Below are 16,846 nucleotides of genomic sequence, written 5' to 3'. Positions count from 1 at the left end.
CTTAGACGTGGTAGCGCCGCTGCACGACGCGGAAGCGGTTGGCGACGAAGGCCGAGTCGGCGTAGGAGGCGTTGGCCGCCGGGTTGCCGCCGGTGCCGTGGTAGTCGGAGAAGGCCGCCGACTGGTTCACGAACACGGCGCCGGTGAGGTTGATCGACAGGGCCACCTTGCCGCGCCAGGTGGCTTCGGTCATGGCGTCGATGACCTCGGGGCGGGTCGAGTAGAGGCCCACGGTGAGGGCGCCGTGCTGGCGCACCACCCGCTCCGACAGGGCGATGCCGGCGGCGGTGTCGGCCACCTTGACGACGAAGCTGATCGGACCGAAGCGCTCTTCCATGTAGGCGGCCTCGTCCGTGGCGTCGCAGGCCAGCAGCACCGGGGTGCGCACCTCGGCCAGGGGGAACTCGGGGTTGGCGATCTTCTTCGAGTCGAGCACCACCTTGCCCAGGGACGGGGCGCTGGCGATGCGGTTGAGGGTGTCGGCGGACTGGATCGCGCCGAGCACGGCGGTGGCCACTTCCGGCTTGGCCAGGAAGGCGTCGATGGCGCCGGCCAGGTCGGCGCACACCTCGTCGAAGCTCTTGTGGCCCTCGTCGGTGTCGATGCCGCCGGCGGGGACGAACAGGGCCTGGGAGGTGGTGCACATCTGGCCAGAGTAGAGGGACAGGGTGAAGGCCAGGTTCTTGAGCATGGCCCGGTAGGCGTCGGTGGAATCGACCACGATGTTGTTCACCCCGGCCAGCTCGGCATAGACCTGGGCCTGGCGGCAGTTGTCGACCAGCCACTGGCCGAAGGTGTTGCCGCCGGTGAAGTCGATGGATTTCACCGCCGGGTGGGTGGCCAGCTGCTGGGTGGCGGCGCGCTGGGGGATCACCGCCAGGGTCACCAGGTTGGGGTCGATGCCGTTTTCCGCCAGCACGGCGCGGATGGTGCGCACGGTGATGGCCGCCGGCAGGATGGCGTTGCTGTGCGGCTTGACGATCACCGGGTTGCCGGTGGACAGGGCGGCGAACAGGCCCGGGTAGGTGTTCCAGGTGGGGAAGGTGCCGCAGCCGATCACCAGGGCCACGCCTCGGCCGACGATCTCGAAGTGCTTCTGCATCACCAGGGGCGGGTTCTTGCCCTGGGGCTTCTCCCAGCGGGCCTCGGCGGGGACGAAGCTCTGCTCGCGCCAGGCGTAGGCCACCGCCTCCAGGCCCCGGTCCTGGGCGTGGGGGGCGCCGGCCTGGAAGGCCATCATCCAGCCCTGGCCGGTGGTCATCATCACCGCGTGGGCCAGTTCGAAGCTCTGCTTGTTGAGGCGGTCGAGAATTTCCAGGCAGACCCCGGCGCGGCCGGCGGCGCCGATCTTCTGCCAGCCGACCATGGCCGCCAGGCCGGCGTCGATCAGGGCCTGGGGGTCGCATTGCGGGTAGGAGACGCGCAGCGGCAGGCCGTAGGGGGAGGCCTCGTCGCCGGCCCAGCCGGTCGTCCCGGGCTGGTCCAGTTCGAAGCGCTTGCCCAGGTGGGCCTCGAAGGCGCGCTTGCCGTCGTCCATGGCGGTCTCGCCATAGACCTTGGGGCTGGGCATTTCCGCGTAGGCGGACCAGTAGCCGCGGTTCTGGATGGCGGCCAGGGCGCCGTCCAGGGTGGCCCGATGCTTTTCGAACAGGGGGTGAACCATCGTTGTCTCCATCTTTCCGTTGGGGTGGGCGCGAGGGCCTGGTAATCAGTGGTGCCCAGGACCCCGATGGGGAAGGGCATGAATTACACGTTACAAAACGAGTTACGCCGTGTCAATGGTTTGTATCATATCGAGCGGCGGACAGGAAACTTGTGCGCCCGCGGCGGCTCATCCCCGGAATGGCCCGGAATAACGTGTTCATGCCGCTTTGTGGCTGTTCAAGGCCCATAACGAGGGGGGTAGAGGAGGGGCGGAAAACGCCGGGTCCCGATTCGTCGCCCGCTGCCTGGCCAAAAAATACGATACAAAAAACGTTGACAAACGATTTTGTAGGTAACATGATGAATTGGACGGCACGGGTGACGACGCTCGGCCGGGCACCTTGAAACCACACATAGCTGGAGGAGATATGGCAAACCACAAGGAACGTTTTTCCGATTCGATGGAGCTCCCGCCCGAGACTCAGCAACCGAACGTCTACCCCCTGTCCTGGCACTCCCACACCAAGAAGCTGCAAGAAGTCTGGGAGGCCGCCCTGCGTGAGAACTGGGACCCCGAAAAGCTGCCCTGGGACACCCTGGACGTGGACAGCTATTCCTGGGAAGAGCGGGAAGCCATCGCCTACTGGTGGACCCTGCTGTCGGTGTTCGACGCGTCCGCCCCCCCGGTCTTCGCCGAGGCCCTGATCAAGACCTACGAGGTCCATGAAGAAGATCCGGTGCGCAAGTGCTTCTTCTCCGTGACCCGCGACGAGCAGAACCACGAAATCATGTGCGGCCTGGCCATCACCAAGCTGCTCGCCCACCCCGATCCCATCACCTACGAGCCCAAGACCGACCTGGGCCGTCGCCTGCAGAAGAACGCCAAGTGGCTGTACTTCAACGGCGGCCGCTACTGGACCGGCTACAAGCAGGCCGTGCCCAAGTACGACCTGGCCGTGCTGTTCAGCTCCTTCCTGATGGGCGAGATTGCCGCCGCCACCATCTTCAAGCAGATGTACGACAACTCCCGGGAAGCGGTCTTCAAGGAAGGCTTCCGCAACATCGGCCGGGACGAAGGCCGCCACATGGCCATCTGCATGGCGGTGATGGAGCGCGACTATCCCAAGCTCAACCAGGCCAACAAGGACGTGGTGACCAAGCAGATCCGCGCCGGCTACCTGTTCCTCTCCGCCGTGCTGTTCGAGCCGCCGATGGAGTTCTGGGACCTGCCCTCCGACTTCATCGCCACCCAGCGCGAAGCCGAGGAAGTGGCGCGCATGGCCGGCTTCGGCATCCCGACCTACGAGATGAAGCTGGAAAACTGGCGCAACGCCATGCTCAACCTGAAGGGCGTACTCGACCGCTACGGCATCGAGTTCCCGGCGATCCCCGAAGTGGGCATCACCGGCAAGGAAATCAGCGACGTCGAGATGGACGACATCATCCCGGTGTTCTGATCGCCGCCCAGCCGGCAGCGCGCAGTACCGAAAGGGCCGGCCGGGTGGCCGGCCCTTTCACCCCAAGAGAAACCGATAAAAGCAACGAGGAGAGACGTTCCATGGCCCGTATCGTCATGCAACCTTCCGGCCGCGCGGTCGAATGCCGCTCCGGCGACACCGTCCTGATGGCCCTGGAGAATGCGGGCTACGCACTGCCCAACAACTGCCGGGCCGGCGCCTGCGGCGAATGCAAGGTCAAGGTGCTGTCCGGCCAGTTCGACCAGGGCATCGTCCTCGACATGGCCCTGTCCGCCGACGAGCGTCGCCAGGGCTACGGCCTGATGTGCATGGCCAAGCCGATCTCCGACGAACTGGTGATCGAGTGGGGCACCGAGGACGCCCGGCCCAAGCTCTTCCCGCCCAAGGAAAACGCCCTGTTCGTGGTGGTGGACAAGCGCCTCATCGCCAACCGGGTGATGGAACTGCGCCTGCGCCCGGTGGCGCCGCCGCTGCGCTACTGGCCCGGTCAGTACGTCACCATCGGCAACCCCGGCGCCGACATCCCGGCCCGCGCCTATTCGATTTCCAACGCCCCCCGCCCCGACGGCGAGCTGGTGCTCCAGGTGGCCCGCGCCGACGGTGGCCTGACCAGCGCCTGGATTCACGACAGCCTCAAGGTGGGCGACAACGTCAAGATTTCCGGCCCCTACGGCACCTTCATCGGCGACCCCTCGGTGGATGCCCCGGTGCTGTGCCTGGCCGCCGGCACCGGCCTGGCGCCGATTCTGGCCCTGGCCGAGGCGGCCCTGCGCCGCGGCTACCGCAAGCCGGTGAACCTGCTCTTCTCGGCCCGCACCCGGGACGACGTCTACAGCCAGGGCATGATGGCCTGGTGGCGCACCAAGCACCGCAACTTCGACTACAAGGTGACCCTGACCCGGGAAGAGGCCGAGGGCTACCTGCACGGTCGTCTGGACGCCCTGCTGCCCAAGCTCTACCCGGACCTGTCCAAGCACACCGTGTTCGTCGCCGGCAGCCCGGAATTCACCGACGCCTGCGTTGCCGCCGCCAAGGCCCTGGGGGTGCGCGACGACATGCTGCACACCGAAGGCTTCTTCTCCCAGCAGCAGATCGAGGTGGCCGATCCGGCCCACCTGCTGTCGGCCTGAGTCCTGGTCTAGGTCCTGGCCTGACTCTCGGCCTGACTCTCGGCCGGATGCGCAGCCCGATGCCGGAACAAGACTTTTGCCCGGACTTTTTGGCCGGATTTGCGGGGCGCACTGGCGATGCCGGTGACGCCCCGTTAACATTGCCCGCTTTCGCCCTTACCCCGACCCCGCCGTGACCGAATCCATCCGCCGTCGCCTCGATGCCTTCCGCCAGCAGCGCCGCGTCCAGGCGGGGTCCCTGATCACCTCCGTGTTCGGCGACGCAGTGCTGCCCCACGGCGGCCGCATCTGGCTGGGCAGCCTGATCCGCCTACTCGAACCCCTCGAACTGTCCGAACGGCTGGTGCGCACCTCGGTGTTCCGCCTGGCCAAGGACGAGTGGCTGCGCGCCGAGGCCAAGGGCCGCCGCGCCGACTACGAACTGACCCCGGCCGGCCATCGCCGCTTCGAGGAAGCCTCGCGGCACATCTATTCCTCCCACGCCCCCCAGTGGGACCGGCGCTGGCGACTGATCCTGGCGGTGGGCGAGTTCGACCCCCGGGAGCGGGAACGGCTGCGCAACGCCCTGTTCTGGCAGGGCTTCGGCGCCCTGGGGGCGGACTGCTTCGTGCACCCCAGCGCCGACCTGACCGCGGCCCTGGACGCCCTGGTGGCCGAGGGCATGGCCGACTTCCTCGGCCGGCTGATGCCGCTCTTGGCCGCCGATTCCCTCTCGGGCCTGTCGGCCAACGACGCCGACCTGGTGCGCCGCGCCTGGGACCTGGAGGACCTGGCCGCCGACTACGGCGAGTTCGTCGCCACCTACCTGCCGATCCTGGCCGACCTGCGCCGCGACCGGCACGCCGAAGTGGGGGACGAAGAGGCTTTCCTGTTGCGCATCCTGCTCATCCACGACTACCGGCGCATGCTGCTGCGTGACCCGGAGCTGCCCGACGTGCTGCTGCCGCCGGACTGGCCCGGCCAGCGCGCCCGGCTGCTCTGCCGCGACCTCTACCGGCGTCTGGTGGAGCCTTCCGAGCGCCACCTGCAAGCGCACCTGCGCCTGGCCGACGGGGGCTTTCCGCCCCTGGACCCGTCCTTCGCCGACCGCTTCCCGGACGACGATCCCCTCGCCGCCATCGCCCTGTAGGGCCGCGGCGTGCCGGGGTGGCGGAGCGGTTCATTCCGCCGCCGCCGTTCCCCTGCGGTTTTCGCATTGCCTCCCCGCTGTTCCGCACCGCCCGCCGGCATCGGCCTCGCTCCGGCCGGGGCGGCGTTGCGCGGGCCGGGCGGCCGGAGGGTTAGGGGATTGGCTGGTCGTGGGGGCCGTGGGCGTACCGCGCCCAGCCTTCGGTTTTTGCGTAGGCTGGCGGAGCGCAAATGGCCAAACTCAAATACTGTCGCGGACCTTGGCCTTTTCGGTGGGCCAATCCTTCGGATTTTCCGAAGGCTAAAGCCGAAGCGGCTTAACCCTTGCCCTGCTTGGCCTCCACCAGGGGCACCACGCCGGGGATGTGGATGCGCGGCCGGTCCGGCTCCACGGCGGCCAGCGGCGCGGTTTCCACCAGGGTGGCCAGGCAGCGCTTGGTCAGATCCTGGTAGGTGCGGGTGCCGGCCACCTTCCAGGCGATCTCCTCCTCGCTCAGTTCCCGCACCACCTTGGCCGGTACCCCGGCGGCTAGGTGCCGGGCCGGGATTTCCGCACCGGCCTTGACGAAGGCGCAGGCGGCGACGATGGCCGCCTCGCCCACCACCGCGTTGTCCATGATCACCGCGTTCATGCCGATCAGGGCGTTGCGGCCGATGCGGCAGCCGTGCAGCACGGCGCCGTGGCCGATGTGGCCGTCCTCCTCGACCACCGTGTCGGTGCCGGGAAAGCCGTGCATGACGCAGGTGTCCTGGAGGTTGGCGCCGGCCTCCAGGATCAGCCGGCCGAAGTCGCCGCGCAGGCTGGCGCCGGGGCCGACGTAGCAGCCCGGGCCGACGATGACGTCGCCGATCAGCACGGCGCTGGGATGGACGAAGGCGCTGGGATCGACCACCGGGACGATGCCGTCGATGGCGTAGACGCGAAGGGTGGGGGCGCTGGACATGGTGTGAGTCTCCTGGGGGAATGGCATAATTCCATTTGGTGGAACATGTTTTGAAATTCAGAATATCAAGGAATGCGCATGAGTGACGAGTCCGACGGCAAACACGGGGTCCAGTCCCTGGAGATCGGCATGGACATCTTCCGGGTGATGGTGAACGGCCAGCGCTCCATGGCCCTCAAGGACATCGCCGCGGCGGCGGGGATGCCCGCCTCCAAGGTGCACCGCTACCTGGTCAGCCTGATCCGCTCCGGCCTGGTGGAGCAGGACCCCCACACCTCCCGCTACGACCTGGGCTCCTTCGCCCTCAACGTGGGCTTGGTCTCCATCGACCGGCTCGACCGCATCCGCCTCGGCCTGGCGGCGATCGCCGCCCTGCGCGACGAGATCAACGAGACCACCGCCCTGGCGGTGTGGAGCGAGCACGGCCCGGTGATCGTGCGCTGGGAACGGCCGCGCCGGCCGATCACGGTCAACGTGGTCACCGGCACCGCCCTGGAAATGCTCACCTCGGCCAGCGGCCGGGTCTTCGCCGCCTACCTGGCCGAGGACGCGGTGCGGCCCCTGATCGAGCGCGAGATGGCCAATCCGGAGCTGCCCGATGAGCTGCGTACCTGGCCCAAGGTGCGCGCCATGCTCGACGCGGTGCGCCAGGACGGTTTCGCCGCCGTGTCCGGCTACTACCTGGTGCCCGGGGTCGAGGCCCTGGCGGCGCCGGTGTTCAACTTCAAGGGCGAGCTGACCATTGCCATGCTGGTGGTGGGGGTGCAGGGCATGTTCGACATGGCGGCGGAGGGCAAGGTGGTGCGCGCCCTGCGCACTGCCGCCGCCGATCTGTCGAGCCGGCTGGGCCACACGGGCCAGCCGCCGGGGCCGAAAATGTAGAAAATCCATTGATAAACAATCAAATAGCCGCATCGATACGTTTATTTCGATGCGGCTATTTTTTTGTATCATTTTCGATTGACAGAATTAGTTACGTATTCCAGAATGAGTTTCGGGAGGCTCGGGACCAGCCGCTGACTGCCCGCCACAAAAAAGGAGGTCACATGAAGGAGACAAACCAGGCCCGCCGCCGGGCCGCCATCGCTTGCGCGAACGGGGGGCTGTGATGCTTGCCCAGTTCCTGCAATTCCTCTTTTCCGGGGTCACCGTCGGCGCCACCTACGCCCTGGCCGCCCTGGGCTTCACCCTGATCTACAACGCCAGCAACGTGATCAACTTCGCCCAGGGCGAATTCATCATGCTCGGCGGCATGCTCGCGGTGTTCTTCTCCCAGATGGGCCTGCCCATGCCGGTGGCCCTGACCCTGGCGATCCTGGTGCCGGCCGTGGTCGGCGTGGTGGTGGAAAAGCTGGCCATCGAACCGGTCAAGGGGGCCGAGACGGTGACCCTGATCATCATCACCATCGGCGCCTCCCTGGTGATCCGCGGCCTGATCCAGGTCTGGCTGGGCAAGGGCACCTTCTCCCTGCCGGCCTTCTCCGGCAACGAGCCGATCGAGGTGCTGGGCGCCACCCTGCAACCCCAGAGCCTGTGGGTGCTGGGCGTCACCGCCCTGGTGGTGGTGGGCCTCTGGTACTTCTTCAACCGCACCCTGTACGGCAAGGCCATGCTGGCCACTTCGTACAACCGCCTGGCCTCGGAGCTGGTCGGCATCAACACCAACTGGGTGCTGTTCATCAGCTTCGCCATGTCGGCGGCCCTGGGCGCCCTGGGCGGCATCCTGGTGACGCCGATCACCCTGACCTCCTACGACGTGGGGATCATGCTCGGCCTCAAGGGCTTCGTCGCCGCGGTGGTGGGCGGCCTGGGCAACGGCCTGGGGGCCGTGCTCGGCGGCCTGCTGGTGGGGGTGGTGGAGGCCATGGCCGCCGGCTACATCTCGTCGGCCTACAAGGATGCGGTGCCCTTCGTGCTGATCCTGCTGATCCTCTTCTTCATGCCCCGGGGCCTGTTCGGCGCCAAAGTCACGGATCGGGTGTGACCATGCGCAAATCCCGTTACTTCGGCCTGGCGGTGATCGTCGCCGTGCTGCTGGTGCTGCCCCTGTTCCTGCAGAACGGCTTCCACTACGACCTGGTCATCCGCATGGCCATCAACGCCGTGATCGTGCTCGGCCTCAACCTGCTGATCGGCTTCGCCGGCCAGATCAGCCTGGGCCACGCCGGCTTCATCGGCATCGGCGCCTACGCCTCGGCCATCCTCACCAGCCACTTCAACTGGCCCCCCCTGGCGGCCATGGCCGCCGGCGCGGCGGCGGCGGGCCTGCTCGCCGCCCTGGTGGCCCGGCCCATCTTCAAGCTGAAGGGCCACTACCTGGCCATGGCCACCCTGGGCCTGGGCTTCATCCTGGCCATCGCCATGAAGAACGAGGCCGCCTACACCGGCGGCCCGGACGGCATGCCGGTGGTGCCGATGAGCCTGGCCGGCTGGGAGATCGCCGGCGAGAAGGCCTGGTACTGGGTGATGGCCCTGGTGCTGTCGATCAGCGTGTGGGCCTCCCTCAACCTGATCGATTCGCCCTTCGGCCGCGCCCTGCGCGCCCTGCACGGCTCGGAAGTGGCCTCCCAGGTGGTGGGGGTGGACGTGGTCCGCTACAAGGTCGCCATCTTCGTCATGTCGGCGGTGTTCGCCTCGATCATGGGCAGCGTCACCGCCCACTACGTCGGCTTCGTCACCCCCAACGTGGCCGATTTCTTCCACTCCATCGAGCTGGTCACCATGGTGGTGATCGGCGGGATGGCCTCGGTGTACGGCTCCGTGGTCGGCGCCGTGCTGCTCACCGCCCTGCCCCAGGCCCTCGCCACCTTCGAAGGCTGGGAGACGGTGGCCTTCGGCGCCATCCTCATGCTCTGCATGATTTTCCTGCCCAAGGGCCTGGTGCCCACCCTGGCCGCCAAACTGGGAAGGAGCGAATGATGCCCCTGCTCGAAGTCCGTCAATTGTCCAAGGTGTTCGGCGGCGTCAAGGCCGTGCAGAACGTCAGCTTCTCCATCGACGCCGGCATCGTCTATTCGGTGATCGGCCCCAACGGGGCGGGCAAGACCACCCTGTTCAACCTGATCACCGGGGTCTATACCCCGAGCGAGGGCGAGATCGTCCTCGACGGCGAGAACCTGGCCGGCAAGTCGCCTAACGAACTGGCCCGGCGCGGCGTCGCCCGCACGTTCCAGAACCTCCAGGTGTGCATGAACATGAGCGCCCTGGAGAACGTCATGGTCGGCGCCCACCTGCGCCTCGACCGCAACCTGATCAAGGCCGCCCTGCGCTTTCCCGGCCTAGCCGGCCGGGACCGCCAGCTGCGCCAGGAGGCCGCCGAACTGATGGCCTTCGTCGGCCTGGAGAAGTACGTCGGCTCCCGGGCCGACTGCATGCCCTACGGCGCCCTGAAGCGCCTGGAGATCGCCCGGGCCCTGGCCATGAAGCCGCGCCTGCTGTTCCTCGACGAGCCCGCCGCCGGCCTCAACCCCAAGGAAACCCTGGAGGTGGACGAACTGGTGCGCAAGGTGGCCGATTCCGGCGTCACCGTGGTGCTGGTGGAGCACGACATGAAGATGGTGATGAACCTGTCCGACCGCATCCTGGTGCTCGATTACGGCAAGAAGCTGGCCGAGGGCACCGGCGAGGAAGTGCGGCGCAACCCGGACGTGATCGCCGCCTACCTGGGCGCCCACGCCTAGGCAACGGGAGAGGGAGACAACTAGATGGAAGCCCTGCGCATCATCAGCGAGGAACATCGCAACCTGTGGCGCATCGCCACCACCGTGGACCACCTGGCCGACGAGCTCGACGGCGGCACGGCGGCGGTGGACGTGCCCTTCTTTACCTCGGTCTTCGACTACCTGGAACACTTCATCGACCGGGCCCACCACCCCAAGGAAGACGATTTCCTGTTCCGCCGCCTGCGCCAGCGCAGCGACGCGGCCGGCCCCCTGCTCGACCAGCTGGAAGCGGAGCACCGCCAGGGGCCGGGCAACCTGGCCACCCTGCGCGCCGCCCTGGCCGCCACCGCCAGCGGCGCGCTGGGCAACCAGGCCTTCGCCACCACCCTGCGCGCCTACACCGCCGGGCTGAAGGGGCACATCCGCACCGAGGAAAAGGAGATCCTGCCCCTGGCCCGCCAGGCGCTCACCGGCGACGACTGGCACGACATCGACCGGGCCTTCCTCGACAACAGCGACCCCCTGTTCGGCGAGAAGGTCCAGGGCGAGTTCCGCGAGCTGTATCACCGGGTGGTCAGCCTGGCCCCCGAATCCGTCGGCCTGGGTAGCCACGAGGCCGGCGTCCTGGCTGCCGGCGAGGCCGCGCCCCGGGGCGACCTGCTGATGTCGGTGCGCGGCGTGCAGAGCGCCTACGGCCGCATCCAGGCCCTGAAGGGCATCGACCTGGAAGTGCGCCGCGGCGAGCTGGTGGCCCTAGTGGGCGCCAACGGCGCCGGCAAGACCACCCTGCTGCGCGCCATTTCCGGCGTCCAGCCCCTCACCGCCGGCAGCATCCATTTCGACGGCCAGGACATCACCGGCCTGCGTTCCGACCTGCGCGTGCGCCGCGGCATCAGCCAGGTGCCGGAAGGCCGCCAGGTGTTCGGCCCCCTGTCGATCGAGGACAACCTGCGCCTGGGCGCCTACACCCAGCCCGCGGCCAATCTGGCCGAGGACATGGAGCGGGTCTACGCCATGTTCCCGATCCTCAAGGAAAAGCGCCACCTGCCCGCCGGCACCCTGTCCGGCGGCCAGCAGCAAATGCTCGCCATCGGCCGCGCCCTGATGGCCCGGCCCAAGCTGCTGCTGCTCGACGAGCCCTCCATGGGCCTGGCGCCGCTCCTGGTCGAAGAGGTGTTCAACGTGGTCAAGACCCTCAAGTCCCAGGGCATGACCATCTTCCTCGTCGAGCAGAACGCCTTCGCCGCCCTGGCCATCGCCGACCGGGCCTACGTGCTCGAAACCGGCAACACCACCCTGAGCGGCTCCGGCCAGGAGCTGCTCAACAACGAACAGGTTCGTGCCGCCTACCTCGGCATGTGATTCCCCCTTAGGAGCCGTCCCCCATGAGCAAGCAATTCGCCTCCGTCGCCGATCTCGAAGAGAAGAAGACCACCTTCACCCAGCTGTCCGAGCACTGCTGGGGCTACACCGCCGAGGGCGACCCCAACGCCGGCGTGATCATCACCGACGAGGGCGTCCTGATCGTGGACGCCCTGGCCACCCCGGTGATGGCCGGCCGCCTGATCGCCGAGATCCGCAAGGTCACCGACAAGCCGATCAAGCACGTGGTGCTGTCCCACTACCACGCCGTGCGCGTGCTCGGCGCCGCCGGCTACAAGCCCGAGGGCCTGGAGCAGATCATCGCCAGCCAGGGCACCTATGAGCTGATCGTCGAGCGCGGCGCCCAGGACATGCAGTCCGAGTACGAGCGTTTCCCCCGCCTGTTCCAGGCCTTCGAGAGCATTCCCGGCCTGACTTGGCCGACCCTGGTGTTCAAGGACGAGATGACCCTGTTCATGGGCGGCGTCGAGATCAAGGTGATGCACCTTGGCCCCGGCCACACCAAGGGCGACACCGTGGTCTGGGTGCCTTCCGAGAAGGTGCTGTTCTCCGGCGACCTGGTGGAGTGCGAGGCGGCCTGCTACACCGGCGACGCCCAGCTCGAGGAATGGCCCGCCACCCTGGACGCCATCGCCGCCCTGGGCGCGGAAAAGCTCATCCCCGGCCGGGGCCCGGCCCTGGACACCCCGGCCAAGGTGGCCGAGGGGCTGGCCTACACCCGGGACTTCGTCAGTACCCTGTTCGCCGGCGCCAAGGAGGCGGTGGCCCAAGGCCTCACCCTCAACCAGGCCATGGCCCACATCCGCAAGGCCATGGACCCCAAGTTCGCCCAGGTCTTCATCTACGAGCACTGCCTGCCCTTCGACGTGACCCGGGCGGTGGACGAGGCCAGCGGCATCAAGCACCCGCGCATCTGGACGGCGGAGCGGGACAAGGAAATGTGGCACGCCTTGCAACAGGCGGGCTAAGCGCTGCGACCCCAGCTAGGAAGCAACACCTGAAGGAGGTACCCCGCCGGCCATAACGACACCAATGACCCAGGACGGCGGGGCAAAGAACGAGGAGACCGGAAGTGCTATCAACCTATCAGTACCCGAAGTACGACTACGTCGCGCCGCCCGAGCAGCGCGGCCAGGGGCCGGGCCGTTACCCGGTGGTGGTGGTCGGCGCCGGGCCCGTGGGCCTGGCCGGAGCCATCGAGCTGGCCCAGACCGGCGTGCCGGTGGTGGTGCTCGACGACGACGACACCGTCTCGATCGGCTCCCGCGGCGTGTGCTACGCCAAGCGCGCCCTGGAGGTGCTCGACCGCATCGGCGTGGGCGACGCCTGCGTGGACAAGGGGGTGAGCTGGAACGTCGGCCGCACCTTCTTCCGCGACGAGGAAGTCTACAACTTCAACCTGCTGCCCCAGCCCGACCACAAGCGCCCGGGCATGATCAACCTGCAGCAGTACTACCTGGAAGAGTTCCTGGTGAACCGGGCCAAGGAGCTGCCCAACCTGGACCTGCGCTTCCGCAACAAGGTGGTGTCCGTGTCCCCCGCCGGCGACGGCGCCTCCCTCCAGGTGGAAACCCCGGACGGCATCTACTCCCTGGACACCGATTGGCTGATCGTCGCCGACGGCGCCCGCAGCCCGATCCGGCGCATGATGAACCTGGAGATCGAAGGCAAGATCTTCATGGACCGCTTCCTCATCGCCGACGTGGTGATGAAGGCCGACTTCCCCGCCGAGCGCTGGTTCTGGTTCGACCCGCCCTTCCACCCGGGCCAGTCGGTGCTGCTGCACCGCCAGGCCGACAACGTCTGGCGCATCGACTTCCAGCTCGGCTGGCAGGCCGATCCGGAAGAAGAGAAGAAGCCCGAGAAGGTCATCCCGCGCATCAAGGCCATGCTCGGCGACGAGCGCGAGTTCGATCTGGAATGGGTCAGCGTCTACACCTTCCAGTGCCGGCGCATGAACGACTTCCGCCACGGCCGGGTGCTGTTCGTCGGCGACGCCGCCCACCAGGTCTCGCCCTTCGGCGCCCGGGGCGCCAACTCCGGCATCCAGGACACCGACAACCTGGTGTGGAAGCTCAAGCTGGTGATGGAAGGCAAGGCCCCCGAAAGCCTGCTCGATACCTACAGCGAGGAGCGGGTGGCGGCGGCGGACGAGAACATCATGAACTCGACCCGCTCCACCGACTTCATCACCCCCAAGAGCAAGACCTCGCTCACCTTCCGCAACGCCGTGCTGACCCTGGCCCGGGACCACGCTTTCGCCCGCGCCCTGGTGAACTCGGGCCGCCTGTCGGTGCCTGCCTTCCTCACCGAATCGCGGCTCAACACCGCCGACACCGCCGCCTTCGGTGGCGACATGGTGCCCGGCGCGCCCATGGACGACGCCCCGCTGCGCGAGGCCGGCAAGAACGGCTGGCTGCTCGACGCCGTGGGCGGCCGCTTCGTCGCCCTGGTCTACGTGGCCGACCCGGCTGCGGTGGACGCCGCCACCGCCGACGCCCTGCGCGCCCTGTCCGACGCGCCGATCCCGGTGGAAGCCGTGCTGGTCGCCCCCCGCGCCGGCACCGCCCCGGCCGGCCTGCGCCTGGTGGAGGACTACGCCGGCCGCTTCGCCGAACGCTTCGACGCCCAGCCCGGCACGGTGTACCTGGTCCGTCCCGACCAGCACGTCGCCGGCCGCTGGCGCGCCTTCGACCCCGCCCGGGTGCGTGCCGCCGTCGCCCGCGCCACCTGCAACGCCTGACCGAGGGAGAACGACATGGCCCACCTCAACCTCAAGCCCAATTTCAGCGAACCCGGTGCGCGCTACTTCCGCGCCTTTTCCCCGGGGGATGACTTCTACGAGCTGCTGATCGACACCCACCGGGATCTGACCGACGAACAGAGCGCCCTGCTCAACGCCCGGTTGATCCTCCTCCTGTCCAACCACATCGGCGACCTGTCGGTGCTGCGCGAGGCCATGACCCTGGCCCGCGAAGGCGTCTGATCTCCGGCCGCCCCATATGGAGCACACCACCATGATCAAGAAGATCCACCACGTGGCCTACCGCTGCAAGGACGCCAAGGAAACCGTGGAGTGGTACGGCAAGTACCTGAACATGCGCTTCATCCTGGCCATCGCCGAGAACGAGGTGCCCTCCACCAAGGAGCCGGACCCGTACATGCACATCTTCCTCGACGCCGGCGGCGGCAACGTCCTGGCCTTCTTCGAGCTGCCCACCAAGCCGCCCATGGGCCGGGACCCCAACACCCCGGAATGGACCCAGCACCTGGCCCTAGAAGTCGACTCGATGGACGAGCTGCTCGCCACCAAGGCCCGGCTCGAGGCCGACGGCATCAGCGTGGTCGGCCCCACCGACCACACCATCTTCAAGTCGATCTACTTCTTCGACCCGAGCGGCCACCGCCTGGAACTGGCGGCCAACACCGGCACGCCGAAGATGGCCAAGATGCTCGACGACGTGAAGTGGGAAATGCTCGAAGAGTGGTCACGCACCAAGAAGGCCCCGCGCCACGCCGCCTGGATGCACGACGGTAGCGCCTCCTGAGCCCTGCCGGGGCGGCCGCGCTGCGTGGCCGCCCCGGATTCTCTTCCGCCTTTCCGAATTCCGATCCCATGGACCGCCTCACCGCCCTGGTCGCCAAGGCCCTGGAAGTGCTCATCGTCGCCTGCCTGGCGCTGATGGCCCTGCTCGTCTTCGGCAACGTGGTACTGCGCTACGGCTTCAATTCCGGCATCGCCTTCTCCGAGGAGGTGTCGCGCCTGCTGTTCGTCTGGCTGGTCTTCCTCGGCACCGTCCTGGCCTCCCGGGAGCACGCCCACCTGGGGGTCGATTCCCTGGTCAGGCGCCTGCCCAAGCCGGCCCGCCAGGCCTGCGTGCTGGTGTCCGGGGTGCTGATGATCGTCATGTGCGGCCTGCTCTTCTGGGGCGCCTGGCAGCAGGCCGGCATCAACCTGGACAACGCCATGCCGGTTACCGGCATCCCCTACGCGGTGCTTTACGCCGCCGGAGTGGCGGCGGCCCTGGGTCTGACGGTGAGCATCTTCTACAACATCTTCCAGGCCCTGGTTCACGGTGAGCGCGAGGCCAACATCGAGATGGTCCAGCACGGCGACCTGATCGAACCGGCCCTGCCGACCCACGAGGACGACCGGGAGGCGCGGCGATGACCCTGGCCGTCTTCCTCGGCTCCCTGCTCGGCGCCATGGCGCTCGGCATGCCCATCGCCTTCGCCCTGCTGGTGTGCGGCGCCAGCCTGATGCTCTACCTGGACCAGTTCGACGCCCAGATCCTGGCCCAGAACGTGGTCAGCGGCGCCGACAACTTCGTGCTGATGGCGGTGCCCTTCTTCATCCTGGCCGGCGAATTCATGAACGCCGGCGGCCTGTCGCGGCGCATCGTGGACATGGCCAACGCCTGGGTCGGCCACATCCGCGGCGGCCTGGGCTATGTGGCCATCGTCTCGGCCCTGGTGCTGGCCAGCCTGTCCGGCTCGGCGGTGGCCGACACCGCCGCCCTGGCCGCCCTGCTCATCCCGATGATGCGCAACGCCGGCTACGACGTGGCCCGCTCCGCCGGCCTGGTGGCCTCGGCCGGCATCATCGCCCCGGTGATTCCACCCTCCATCGGCTTCATCATCTTCGGCGTGGCCGGCGGCGTATCGATCACCAAGCTGTTCCTCGCCGGCATCTTCCCCGGGGTGCTGATGGCCATCTCCCTGGTGCTCACCTGGTGGTGGGTGGCCCGCCGCGACGCCAGCCGGGTGATGCCCCGGACGCCCCTGGCCGAACGGCTGCGCACCGTTGCCCGGGGCGGCTGGGCCCTGGTGCTGCCGGTGATCATCGTCGGCGGCCTCAAGGGCGGCGTGTTCACCCCCACCGAGGCCGGCGTGGTGGCCGCCGCCTACGCCCTGTTCGTCGGCCTGGTGGTGTACCGGGAGCTGACCTGGACGGCGATCTACCACGCCCTCTTGTCCACGGCCAAGACCACGGCGGTGGTGATGTTCCTGGTGGCGGCGGCCTTCGTCTCGGCCTACCTGATCACCGTGGCCGACATTCCCGGCCAGATTTCGGCCCTGCTCGCCCCCTTCATGGGCAGCCCGACCCTGCTGATGTTCATGATGATGCTGATCGTGGTCCTGGTCGGCACCGCCCTCGATTTCATCCCCACCGTGCTGATCCTCACCCCGGTGCTGCTGCCGATCTGCAAGGAGGCGGGCATCGATCCGGTCTATTTCGGCGTGCTGTTCATCATGAACAACGCCATCGGCATGGTCACCCCGCCGGTGGGGGTGGTGCTCAACGTCGCCGCCGGCGTGGGCAAGGTGTCCATGGAAGACGTGGTGCGCGGCGTCTGGCCGTTCATGCTGGCCGAGACCGCCGTGCTGTTCCTGCTGGTGTTCGTCCCCGAACTGGTGACGGTGCCGATGAAGTGGTTCCTGTAGCCGTAGCGCCTGCCCGACCCCGACCGAAGGAG

16 protein-coding genes are annotated in these 16,846 nt (G+C 67.8%); 14 read left to right on the top strand and 2 right to left on the bottom strand.

The genetic code is table 11. The features are described from left to right. Position 1: 1 nt before the first annotated feature. Complete coding sequence (gene paaN, locus V7Z98_RS04140; protein WP_334157091.1) at positions 2-1,663, bottom strand: phenylacetic acid degradation protein PaaN; 1,662 nt, start codon at positions 1,661-1,663, stop codon at positions 2-4. A gap of 409 nt (positions 1,664-2,072) precedes the next feature. Between paaN and V7Z98_RS04135 the strand changes: the two genes are divergently transcribed. The 3 genes from V7Z98_RS04135 (at position 2,073) to paaX (ending at position 5,381) form a co-directional block, all read left to right on the top strand. After that, entirely contained in the window at positions 2,073-3,101 is a 1,029-nt protein-coding gene (locus tag V7Z98_RS04135) for a hypothetical protein (protein WP_293263398.1), read from the top strand. A 101-nt stretch (positions 3,102-3,202) separates the two neighbouring features. Next, a complete protein-coding gene (locus V7Z98_RS04130; RefSeq protein WP_293263396.1) occupies positions 3,203-4,252 on the top strand; it encodes a 2Fe-2S iron-sulfur cluster-binding protein in 1,050 nt (349 codons plus the stop codon). A 172-nt stretch (positions 4,253-4,424) separates the two neighbouring features. Further along, a complete protein-coding gene (gene paaX / locus V7Z98_RS04125; protein ID WP_293263394.1) occupies positions 4,425-5,381 on the top strand; it encodes a phenylacetic acid degradation operon negative regulatory protein PaaX in 957 nt (318 codons plus the stop codon). A gap of 316 nt (positions 5,382-5,697) precedes the next feature. Here paaX and paaY read toward each other — a convergent pair whose 3' ends face one another. Beyond that, positions 5,698-6,324 carry a phenylacetic acid degradation protein PaaY gene (gene paaY, locus V7Z98_RS04120; protein WP_334157090.1) on the bottom strand — a complete coding sequence of 209 codons (627 nt, stop codon included), beginning with the start codon at positions 6,322-6,324 and terminating at the stop codon, positions 5,698-5,700. Positions 6,325-6,402: 78 nt separating this feature from the next. On the opposite strand from paaY, the gene V7Z98_RS04115 reads away from it, so the two are divergent. The 11 genes from V7Z98_RS04115 (at position 6,403) to V7Z98_RS04065 (ending at position 16,814) form a co-directional block, all read left to right on the top strand. Then, positions 6,403-7,206, top strand: coding sequence for an IclR family transcriptional regulator (locus V7Z98_RS04115; RefSeq protein WP_334157089.1), 804 nt, complete (start codon positions 6,403-6,405; stop codon positions 7,204-7,206). A gap of 226 nt (positions 7,207-7,432) precedes the next feature. Continuing rightward, positions 7,433-8,308: a branched-chain amino acid ABC transporter permease gene (locus V7Z98_RS04110; RefSeq protein WP_293263388.1), complete on the top strand. Its 876-nt coding sequence runs from the start codon at positions 7,433-7,435 to the stop codon at positions 8,306-8,308. Between the two features lie 2 nt (positions 8,309-8,310). Next, entirely contained in the window at positions 8,311-9,243 is a 933-nt protein-coding gene (locus tag V7Z98_RS04105) for a branched-chain amino acid ABC transporter permease (RefSeq protein ID WP_293263386.1), read from the top strand. Beyond that, positions 9,240-10,004, top strand: coding sequence for an ABC transporter ATP-binding protein (locus V7Z98_RS04100; RefSeq protein WP_334157088.1), 765 nt, complete (start codon positions 9,240-9,242; stop codon positions 10,002-10,004). The genes V7Z98_RS04105 and V7Z98_RS04100 overlap by 4 nt, the downstream gene beginning before the upstream one ends. A gap of 24 nt (positions 10,005-10,028) precedes the next feature. After that, entirely contained in the window at positions 10,029-11,348 is a 1,320-nt protein-coding gene (locus tag V7Z98_RS04095) for an ATP-binding cassette domain-containing protein (protein ID WP_334157087.1), read from the top strand. A gap of 23 nt (positions 11,349-11,371) precedes the next feature. Beyond that, the gene (locus V7Z98_RS04090) at positions 11,372-12,337 is read left to right on the top strand and encodes an MBL fold metallo-hydrolase (RefSeq protein ID WP_293263382.1); all 966 of its coding nucleotides are present in this window, start codon (positions 11,372-11,374) and stop codon (positions 12,335-12,337) included. 104 nt (positions 12,338-12,441) lie between these two features. Then, positions 12,442-14,112 carry an FAD-dependent oxidoreductase gene (locus V7Z98_RS04085; protein ID WP_293263380.1) on the top strand — a complete coding sequence of 557 codons (1,671 nt, stop codon included), beginning with the start codon at positions 12,442-12,444 and terminating at the stop codon, positions 14,110-14,112. Positions 14,113-14,127: 15 nt separating this feature from the next. Then, positions 14,128-14,355: a DUF2783 domain-containing protein gene (locus V7Z98_RS04080; protein WP_293263378.1), complete on the top strand. Its 228-nt coding sequence runs from the start codon at positions 14,128-14,130 to the stop codon at positions 14,353-14,355. A 31-nt stretch (positions 14,356-14,386) separates the two neighbouring features. Next, the gene (locus V7Z98_RS04075) at positions 14,387-14,917 is read left to right on the top strand and encodes a VOC family protein (RefSeq protein WP_293263376.1); all 531 of its coding nucleotides are present in this window, start codon (positions 14,387-14,389) and stop codon (positions 14,915-14,917) included. A 68-nt stretch (positions 14,918-14,985) separates the two neighbouring features. Beyond that, on the top strand, positions 14,986-15,540 hold the full coding sequence (locus tag V7Z98_RS04070; RefSeq protein WP_334157086.1) for a TRAP transporter small permease: 555 nt from the start codon (positions 14,986-14,988) through the stop codon (positions 15,538-15,540). Continuing rightward, entirely contained in the window at positions 15,537-16,814 is a 1,278-nt protein-coding gene (locus tag V7Z98_RS04065) for a TRAP transporter large permease subunit (protein ID WP_293263372.1), read from the top strand. Before V7Z98_RS04070 ends, V7Z98_RS04065 begins: the two co-directional genes overlap by 4 nt. Positions 16,815-16,846 lie beyond the last annotated feature (32 nt).

This window comes from Oryzomicrobium sp., assembly GCF_036820405.1.
In the GTDB taxonomy this organism is placed as follows: Bacteria; Pseudomonadota; Gammaproteobacteria; order Burkholderiales; family Rhodocyclaceae; genus Oryzomicrobium.
This window is presented reverse-complemented; position numbering and strand designations above follow the sequence as displayed.